Annotated in this window: 9 protein-coding genes; 7 read left to right on the top strand and 2 right to left on the bottom strand. The window is 63.0% G+C overall.

The genetic code is table 11. The annotated features are described in order from the left end of the window. Positions 1-475 precede the first annotated feature (475 nt). Positions 476-1540 (top strand): sensor histidine kinase, encoded by a 1065-nt coding sequence (locus tag RMO89_RS02495; protein WP_310531024.1) that lies wholly within the window; start codon positions 476-478, stop codon positions 1538-1540. Between the two features lie 84 nt (positions 1541-1624). After that, the gene (locus RMO89_RS02490; protein WP_310531023.1) at positions 1625-1771 is read left to right on the top strand and encodes a hypothetical protein; all 147 of its coding nucleotides are present in this window, start codon (positions 1625-1627) and stop codon (positions 1769-1771) included. A gap of 53 nt (positions 1772-1824) precedes the next feature. On the opposite strand, the gene RMO89_RS02485 is transcribed toward RMO89_RS02490, so the two are convergent. Beyond that, positions 1825-2889, bottom strand: coding sequence for a PAS domain-containing protein (locus RMO89_RS02485; RefSeq protein ID WP_310531021.1), 1065 nt, complete (start codon positions 2887-2889; stop codon positions 1825-1827). A gap of 17 nt (positions 2890-2906) precedes the next feature. On the opposite strand from RMO89_RS02485, the gene RMO89_RS02480 reads away from it, so the two are divergent. Together RMO89_RS02480 and RMO89_RS02475 are read left to right on the top strand one after the other, a co-directional pair. Continuing rightward, positions 2907-4235, top strand: coding sequence for a M20/M25/M40 family metallo-hydrolase (locus tag RMO89_RS02480; RefSeq protein WP_409035503.1), 1329 nt, complete (start codon positions 2907-2909; stop codon positions 4233-4235). Then, positions 4232-4753, top strand: a complete 522-nt coding sequence (locus tag RMO89_RS02475) for a nuclear transport factor 2 family protein (RefSeq protein ID WP_310531019.1) — start codon at positions 4232-4234, stop codon at positions 4751-4753. Before RMO89_RS02480 ends, RMO89_RS02475 begins: the two co-directional genes overlap by 4 nt. Here the strand turns inward: RMO89_RS02475 and RMO89_RS02470 are convergent. Beyond that, positions 4750-6039, bottom strand: a complete 1290-nt coding sequence (locus tag RMO89_RS02470; protein WP_310531018.1) for a hypothetical protein — start codon at positions 6037-6039, stop codon at positions 4750-4752. The genes RMO89_RS02475 and RMO89_RS02470 overlap by 4 nt on opposite strands. A gap of 156 nt (positions 6040-6195) precedes the next feature. On the opposite strand from RMO89_RS02470, the gene RMO89_RS02465 reads away from it, so the two are divergent. The 3 genes from RMO89_RS02465 to RMO89_RS02455 all read left to right on the top strand — a co-directional run bounded on the left by RMO89_RS02465 (position 6196) and on the right by RMO89_RS02455 (position 8434). Then, positions 6196-6948: an SDR family NAD(P)-dependent oxidoreductase gene (locus tag RMO89_RS02465; RefSeq protein ID WP_310531017.1), complete on the top strand. Its 753-nt coding sequence runs from the start codon at positions 6196-6198 to the stop codon at positions 6946-6948. Between the two features lie 14 nt (positions 6949-6962). After that, positions 6963-7772 (top strand): SDR family oxidoreductase, encoded by an 810-nt coding sequence (locus RMO89_RS02460; protein ID WP_310531015.1) that lies wholly within the window; start codon positions 6963-6965, stop codon positions 7770-7772. Positions 7773-7843: 71 nt separating this feature from the next. Further along, a complete protein-coding gene (locus RMO89_RS02455) occupies positions 7844-8434 on the top strand; it encodes a helix-turn-helix domain-containing protein (RefSeq protein WP_310531014.1) in 591 nt (196 codons plus the stop codon).

Raw genomic sequence — 8434 nt, 5'->3', positions numbered from 1 at the left:
GGTTCGTTTCGATGCGACCCTGCGTGAAAAAGGAAGCTTCCAGCGATTTCGGCTATCGAAGGTCCGGGCAGGTTCAGCGATGAAAACGCGAACCTCACGCTGCCGGGACCGCGCCGGGGAGGACCCGCGCGCCGATTGCTGGGAGGGGATATAGGGAACGTTGCCGGGAAAAGCAAGAAAATTGCGTGGCGGGCAGAGATTCGCGAGAATCATCGGCGCTCACCCGCGCCAGATTTCGGCCAGAGTCAGCCAGAACCTGCCGTTGGAGAAGCGGCACATCCGGGCTAATCCGCCTGCCAGCCGATTGCATGGCCCGTTCTGTCAGCTTGGTGCTATGGTCCGGGGGCACTGCAAGTCTACGTCGGCGTGACAGGCAACCGGGTATGGCTCTCGATCCGCGAGTCTCCGGTCTCCGAAGGCTTCGGCCATGGAATTTTTTACGCCTGTTTTGCCAGAGAATTCAAGCAGCCTTGGAATGGCGCTGGTTGTTTCGTCCGCCATGCCCCTGCTGTTGCTCGACGATAAACTGGTTGTTCAAGCAGCCAGTGAAACGTTTTGCCGAGCCTTTGACTTGCGGATTGATGCCGTGGTCGGATTCTCCCTGTTCGCGCTGGGCAACGGCGAATGGGACAGACCGCAATTGCGCTCGCTGATCGAGGCAACGGCCAGTGGCCGCGCGGCAATCGACGCTTACGAATTCGTGCTGAAGCGTGAAGGCAGGCCCGATCGCATCCTGATCCTGAATGCCCACGCGCTGGACCATGAGGCAAACGCTGCCATCCGGCTGGTCCTTGCAGTCACCGACATCACGGCAATACGGGATTCCGAATCTGCGGCTCGTGCCCAGGTAGAGAAGAACGATTCGCTGATCCGCGAAAAGCAGGTCCTGTTGCAGGAACTGAACCACCGCGTCGCCAACAGCCTGCAGATCATCGCGAGCATCCTGATGCAGCGCGTGAAACGGTCGCAGTCAGAGGAAACCCGCGACCACCTTCGCGATGCCCACCACCGGGTCTTGTCGATTGCCACGCTGCAACGGCTGTTGGCGTCGAACGCCAACGGTGATGTCGCACTGCTGCCCTACCTGACAGACCTGTGCGCCAGTATTGGCGCATCGATGATTGCCGATCCAAGAAAATTGACGCTGAATGTCACAGCCGATGCCAGTTCGATGAGCCCGGATCAGTCGGTCAGCCTGGGGCTGATTGTCACTGAACTGGCGATCAACGCACTCAAGCATGCATTCCCCGATCCCGATCAGGAACACTGTCATATCGACGTGGCCTTTGCCGCCAGCACATCAGGCTGGGTGCTGACGGTTTCTGACAATGGTTGCGGCATGCCGGACGATCCTGCCAAGGCCAAATCCGGCCTTGGTACCGGCATCGTCAATGCCCTCGCCGGGCAGTTGGCCGCAAAGGTGGAAGTCACCAATAACCAACCCGGAACCAATGTGACCGTTTCGCATGGTGGAGCCAGTGTTCGGGAATCCTCAACCGTGCTAGGAACTTTCGTTTCGAACCTTCCCGTTGAGGGCTAGGTCCCTGACGAAAATGTTGTCACGTCCAGTCCCGGCGGCGCTCTGAAGGTCTGGTTCTTGACGTCGAAGCACGTACCGAAGACTTTGATCAGATCGCTATCGCTTACCCACGCGGTCCTTTACGGACTTGGCGTCACGATCGGTGCGGTGATCTTCATCTGCCCGTTGTTGGTCGCCGCTGCCGGATCGACCTCAAGCTTTTTGCCACTGGCATTCGCGCTCAATGACTAGGCGGGTTGCTCCGCTTTTTCACGCCCGTGAAGGCGTGTCGCACCCGCGAAGTATCACTCGTCGCTCGGGAAATCGAAGGTCACGATCAGGCCGTGCGAATGCCATTCCACGCTCGCCGTGCCGTCGCGGGCTTTGACGATGCGGTTGACGAGATTGAGGCCTTGGCCGCCCGGCCGGCTCTGCCCGGCAACCGGTTCTGCGGAGTCCTCCTTCCAGATGACCTTCAGCCGCTCGCCCTGGATATGGGCGCTGACGTCAATGGCGCCGCCCTGCAGCAGCGCGCCGTGCTTGGCCGAATTGACGGCCAGTTCGCCCAGAACCAGCGCAATGGCATCGGCCTGCTCGCGCGAAACCGCGTGATTAGCGATCTGTTCGGTCGTTATCCTGCACGAAGGCATGTCAAACGGCTGGACGAGGGCCGGGATCAGGACCGACAGGTCCCCGGGAGCATCACCTGAGACAAAGAGCGACTGGGCGACGCTCATCGCGATCAGCCGGGACTTCATTTCCTTGGCAAAGGTTTCGACAACGCCGTGTCCGCGGCCAAAGCCCTGCATCAGGCTGCCGATCATGGCGTAGGTATTGCGCAAGCGGTGCCGCATTTCCTCGGCCGCGATGCGCAAGGCCTGCCGCTGCAACTCAACTTCGGTAATGTCGCGCGAAATGGCGAGGAAACCAGCTGGCGCGCCGTCGATATTCTTCACGGCGGTCACCGTGACATTCCACCACCGTTGCGATCCCTTCAGCGTCGGGCAGAACGCATCGAAGCGAACGATGTTGCCAAGGCTGGCCGATGGGAGCGCATCGAGCACTTGCTGGCGCGTGTCATCCGGCCAGAAGGTAGCCCATGGAAGACCGCAGACAGCGCCGGAATCGTCGATCTCCATGGCGCAGAGGCCGTTGGGATTCATCCACTGGACAGTGCCGTCGAGGTCAATGAGCTTCACGCAGTCAACGCTCTGCGCGAGGACGTTCGAGAGGGCTTCGGCGGATAGTGCGGCCGAATTAAGAATGGTGATTGCCGATGGGAAAACCTCAGATTTGCCCGTGGTGTATGGCTTAAACCGACGGGCCGCAAGCGTTCGGCCGTTGGCAGGGCAATTGCACGGCCGGAGCAATCGGTTAGGGTAGGGCAATGATGCACAAGCCCACGCTGTTCGCCGCCGTAACCCTGGCCCTCGCCCTATCCTCCGCCCCTGCGCTCGCTGCGCCGCCGTCTTCCGCAGAACGGGTGATGATCTCCACGGTCGAAGCGGAAGCAGGGCGTCACCTCGCTTTGCTGGAACGCATGGTCAATCAGAACAGCGGTACCCGCAATCTCGATGGCGTGCGCAAGGTGCGCGACATGCTGGTGCCGGAATTCGAGGCGCTGGGCTTTGCCACGCGCTGGATCGCGCAGGACGGGGTGAACCGCGCGGGGCACCTGCATTTTGAGCATACGGGTAAGAAGGGCACCAAGCGCCTGCTGCTGATCGGGCACCTCGACACCGTGTTCGAGCCGGATCACCCCTTCCAGAAGTTCGAACGGCTGGACACCGATACAGTGAAGGGCCCCGGCGTTGGCGATGACAAGGGCGGGATCGTCACCATCCTCTCGGCGCTTCGCGCCATGGACAAGGCGGGGGCGCTTAAAGGGGCGAATATCGAGGTCGCGCTGACGGGTGACGAGGAAGAGGCGGGGCTGCCGCTGAAGATCAGCCGCGCCGACCTGATTGCGGCGGGCAAGCGTGCCGATGCCGCGCTCGATTTCGAAGGGCTGGTGGTCGCCGATGGCAAGGACATGGGCTCGGTCGCGCGGCGATCAGCGGGCAACTGGAAGGTGACCGTGACAGCGAAGAGCGGCCATTCGAGCGGGATTTTCTCGGCCGGATCGGGCGAGGGGGCGATCTATCCGCTGGCCAATATCCTCAGCGCCTTCCGCAAGGAATTGCCCGAGCCGAACCTGACTTTCAACGTCGGCATGGTGGCGGGCGGGGCTTCAGCCAGCCTATCGCCCAACGATGCCAATGCTGAGGCGAGCGGCAAGACCAACATCATCCCCGCCGTCGCCATCGCGCGCGGCGACATGCGCGCGCTCACCCGCGACTCGATCGACCGGACATTGGCAAAGATGCGCGCCATCGTGGCGCGGCCGTTCAATGGCGGCTCGGCGACTTTCGAGTTCGAGGACAAGTATCCGCCGATGGCGCCGACGCCGGGCAATGAAGCGCTGCTCGCCAGCCTCAACGGGGTGAACGCGACGCTGGGGCTGGAGTCGATGGCGGCGCTCGATCCGCTGAAGCGCGGGGCGGGGGACGTCAGCTTCGTTGCCGCCGATGTCGATAGCCTTGCCGGACTGGGGCCAGCGAGCAGCGGCGATCATACGGCGGCGGAGACGGTCAACGTTCCAAGCATCTGGCGGCAGGCCAAGCGCGCCGCCCTGCTTATGACGCGGCTGAGCCGTGAGAAGTCGGTGAGGAAATGAACGATCTCGCCGCCGTCTCTGCTGGGGTGAAGCAGCTGCACGCGCGCTATACCGATGCGGTGTGGCGCAAGGACGCAGAAGCCTTTGCGGCGTGCTTTGCCGAGCAGGGTGAGTGGCGGATTTCGGGTTTGGCGATGACGGGCCGCGCGGAAATCGACGCGACTATCGGGCGGATATTCGACCGGATGCACCGGGTGCTGTTCACCTATGGCGATCCGGTTTTGTCATTGGTTGATGGCGAGTGGTGCGCGCGGGTCATGGTCAACGAGCGGGTGGCCTGGGCGGACGGCAAGACCAACGTCTCGATCGGCCGCTATTACGAGCGGCTGGTGGAAGATGCAGGCGAGTGGCGCTTTGGCTGGCGCTTGTTCGAGCTACATTACCGAGGGGCACCGGACCTGACGGGCGAATGGTTCGAGCATCCCGATTACGGTCCGCCGCCGGGGATGCCGCCGCTGGATACCATTGCGCTTGATACCTCTTCGGTGCGGTGGGGGCTGGGGGTGAACGAGGCCTAGCCGACCAGTTCCCTGATGCGCGCGCCGAAATCCTCGCGGCTCCAGTGCTTCAGCAGCGCGGTGTAGCACGAGAGATAATTGCGCGCCGGATCGGCCTCGACGGGGAGGAACATGGGGTCTTGCGGCCTGCTCGCCGTGTGAATGGCGGGCATGCGAAAGCGGATGATCTCGGGAGCGGAGAACATCCGCGCCGTGCCCATCACCGCCATGTGGACGGCGAGGTGGCGCTTGAGATCGGCCAGCGGGACCAGCGGCCCGCCGTGGCTGTGGTACTCGCCGAGGAAGTGGGCGAGCAGGGAGTCGATGTGCCGGTCCCACACACCCAGATGCGCGGCCGAAAGCCCGCCCCACAGTGCCGCGCCGAATGTCAGCTGGCCGACCCGGCCCCAGTCAATCAGGCCGCACTGGACCGTGCCGCCCTCGCGCCAGAACCAGGCGTTGTCGATATGGCTGTTCCAGTGGTTCAGCGCGATCATTGCCGGGTCGGAGGTGAGGTACTGACGCAACGGGGCTTCGTGCTCGACGACCAGCGCAACATCGCTTTCGAGGCGGGCGAGGAAGCTAGGGTCGCAAATCTCCGGCGGCATCAGGTGCGGGCAATCGCGGGCGAAGTCGCGGCCCTGCTGGAGTTGCTCGGCCAGTTCGGAGGGGGAATAGCGGAACGGATCGGCGCTGCCCGTGGCCGGATCGAGGGGGAACAGTGCCTCAACCTCGCTGCCCAGCGCGCCCGACTTGTGTGCGCCCGCCAGCCGCGCCAGCGCCGAGGTGGTCGCGCGGTAATAGGGCAGCGGATCGGCCATCGTCTGCCAGTCGAGGCACTTGCGGCGGTGGAGTTCAATCCCGTCCTCGCCGTAAGCCACCCGCTCGGTGATGACGAGCCCGGTGCCGGAGACCTCGTGATAGTCGGCGAAGATGCCGCGCGGCACGCGGATCGGGAAGGCGGACTGGCGGGACAGCGCAACGAACCGCGCCTCGCCCGCCATTTCGGTACGTTGCCAATCGCGCCGCTCATCGTCGAAATCGCGGCTGAACTTGGCGAACAGCGGTTGGGCGAGCGCAGGTTCAGGGCGTTCGGTTTCGAGCCGCAGAAACAGCTTCTTGCCGGTGCTGCCGCCCGGGCAGTGCTCGGCACGGAGCGCGGTCACGTGGTTGTCAGGCGCCAGCGTGCCGAAGGCGTGAAGCGCGGTGGTCAGCCAGTCCGGCCCGGCGGAAAGCAGCGCCTCGGGATGGGCGGGAATATCCAGCCCGGTCGCATCGCCGCGAATGAAATCGAACCGCTCGCTCATGCTTACGCATCTGTCCGGGAAGCGGGGTTCCCGGCAAGCGCGAACTGCGTCGCAGGGACGATCAGCGCCCATGCTGATCACCTGTTCAGCAAAACCGTTTGACAGGCTGCGCCGCAGCCTTCACCGATGCGGCAAATAAAGATCGGGAGAATGGATATGGCAGGCAGTCTGCACGGCAAGGTGGCGCTCGTCACCGGGGCATCATCAGGAATCGGTGCGGCAATCGCTTTTGCCCTGGCAGAGGCCGGCGCGACTGTTGCCCTCTGTGCCCGGCGCGTCGACCGGCTTGCGCAGCTCGTCAGCAAGATCGAGGCAGCGGGCGGCAAGGCGCTGGTCATCGCCGGCGACATGGCGGTCGAGGCTGATGCGGTAAAGACGGTTGAAGACACGGTCGCCCAGCTTGGCCGTATCGATATCCTGATCAATTCCGCTGGCATCATGGATTCGGGCGGGATCGAAAACGCCAGCCTTGAGCGCTATCGCCAGACGATGGACATCAACCTGATGGGCACGGTCTATACCTGCGCCGCTGCGGTGCCCCACATGCTGAAGCAGGGCGTTGGCGACATCATCAACATCTCCTCGCTCGCCGGGCGCAAGGGCGGGCCGATGACCAGCTCCTATTCGGCGAGCAAACACGCGGTGAACGCGATGACTGATGGGCTCCGGCAGGAGGTTGGAAATCGCAATATTCGCGTCGCGATCTTCATGCCCGGCGCGACCCGGTCCGAAGTTGGTGATTCGATCCCCGATCCGAACTGGCGCGCGGCAATCCAGGCGCACGTCAGCAAGGACGGCGTGGTCGAAGCCGAAGAAGCGGCCTCAGTCGTGGTCTTCATGCTGTCGATGCCGCGCAACGTGAACATTTCGGAAATCAGCGTCCGTCCGACCATCGATACGACGGCTTGAAGGGAATCAACGACATGACAGGCAGGCTGGCAGGCAAGAGCGTCATCATCACCGGCGCAGGTTCCGGCATGGGCAAGGCGATGGCGCACCGCTTCACCCAGGAGGGTGCGCAGGTTCTACTCGCCGACGTATCGGGTAAACAGGACGAGGTTGCGGCAGCAATTGGCGCTGCGGCGAGTGCGATCCACTGCGATGTGTCAGATGAAGCGCAGATTCAGGCGCTGGTTGCCGCGGCGGAAGATCGCTTCGGCAAGATCGACGTGCTGTGCAACAACGCTGGCTTTGGCGGCGGTATGGCGCCCTTGCACAAGCAAACCGCCGACCATTGGGACCGCATCCACAGCGTCAATATTCGCGGCGTTTTTCTCGGCATGAAATACGGCATCACCTCGATGCTCAAGACCGGTGGCGGATCGATCGTCAACACCGGCTCGGGTTCGGCCGTGATCGGATGGAAGCATCACTCGGTCTATTCTGCGGCAAAGGCCGGCGTGCACCAGATGACCAAAGCTGCCGCGCTTGACTATTCGGACAAGAACATCCGCATCAACGCCATCGCGCCGGGGACGATGTGGACCGGGCTTGTGGCGGCATCGGCCAGCCATGACACGCCGCCCGAAGGCTATCCGGTTCTGGCCGGCATACCGATGGGCCGCTGGGGCACGGCGATGGATATTGCCAATGCCGCGCTCTACCTTGCCAGCGACGAAGCGGCCTATGTCACCGGGGTCGTGCTGCCCGTCGATGGCGGCTATGGCATCGGCTTTTCGGGCATGGGCGCTGAGCGGCCGGGCGTGACGACTTCAGACCCCGAAGATCTGTGAAGGCCCGCGCGTATTGATTTTGACTCGCAAACGATTAACCCGGCGAGCCTGAACAGGGGGATTACGCCGGAATGCAGAAGGCCCGGACGACCGAGCGCAAGCGCAACCGTGGCTTCGAAGAGACTCACCAGTCCCTGATCGAAACCGCTGTGCGCCTGCTGTCCGAAAAGGGTGTCGAGGCGCTTTCTGTCTCGGCACTGGCGCGCGAGGCGGGGATCAACCGCACCACGGTCTATTACCATTTCCCCAGCCGCGAGGCGATGATCGAGGCGGTCAAGGAGTGGTCGAGTTTGCAGCTGGCTCGGGGAATGGATGCCGGGTCTTCGCGTTTTGACCGGATGGCGGGGATCAACCGCTTCGTGCTGGCCAACCCGGAACTGATCAAGTTGTGGATCGACGATTTCATCGCTCCGGGTGATATCCGGACCCGCTATCCGCGCTGGGACGATCTGGTTATCGGCATGGCCAAGAGCCTGTCTGCGGCGCATCCCGGCGAGGACTTCGATGCCGAGGTCTATTCAGTGATGCTGCTTGCCTCGGCTATCATCGGGCCGCGCATCCTGCAGAATTCCGTGGCATCCGATGCCGATCCGGCAGCAATCAGCGAACGCTTTATGGCTGAACATCGCCGGCAATTGCGCCGCGACGGGATTATCGACTAA

The organism is Novosphingobium sp. (genome assembly GCF_031424035.1).
Taxonomy (GTDB): Bacteria; Pseudomonadota; Alphaproteobacteria; order Sphingomonadales; family Sphingomonadaceae; genus Novosphingobium.
This window is presented reverse-complemented; position numbering and strand designations above follow the sequence as displayed.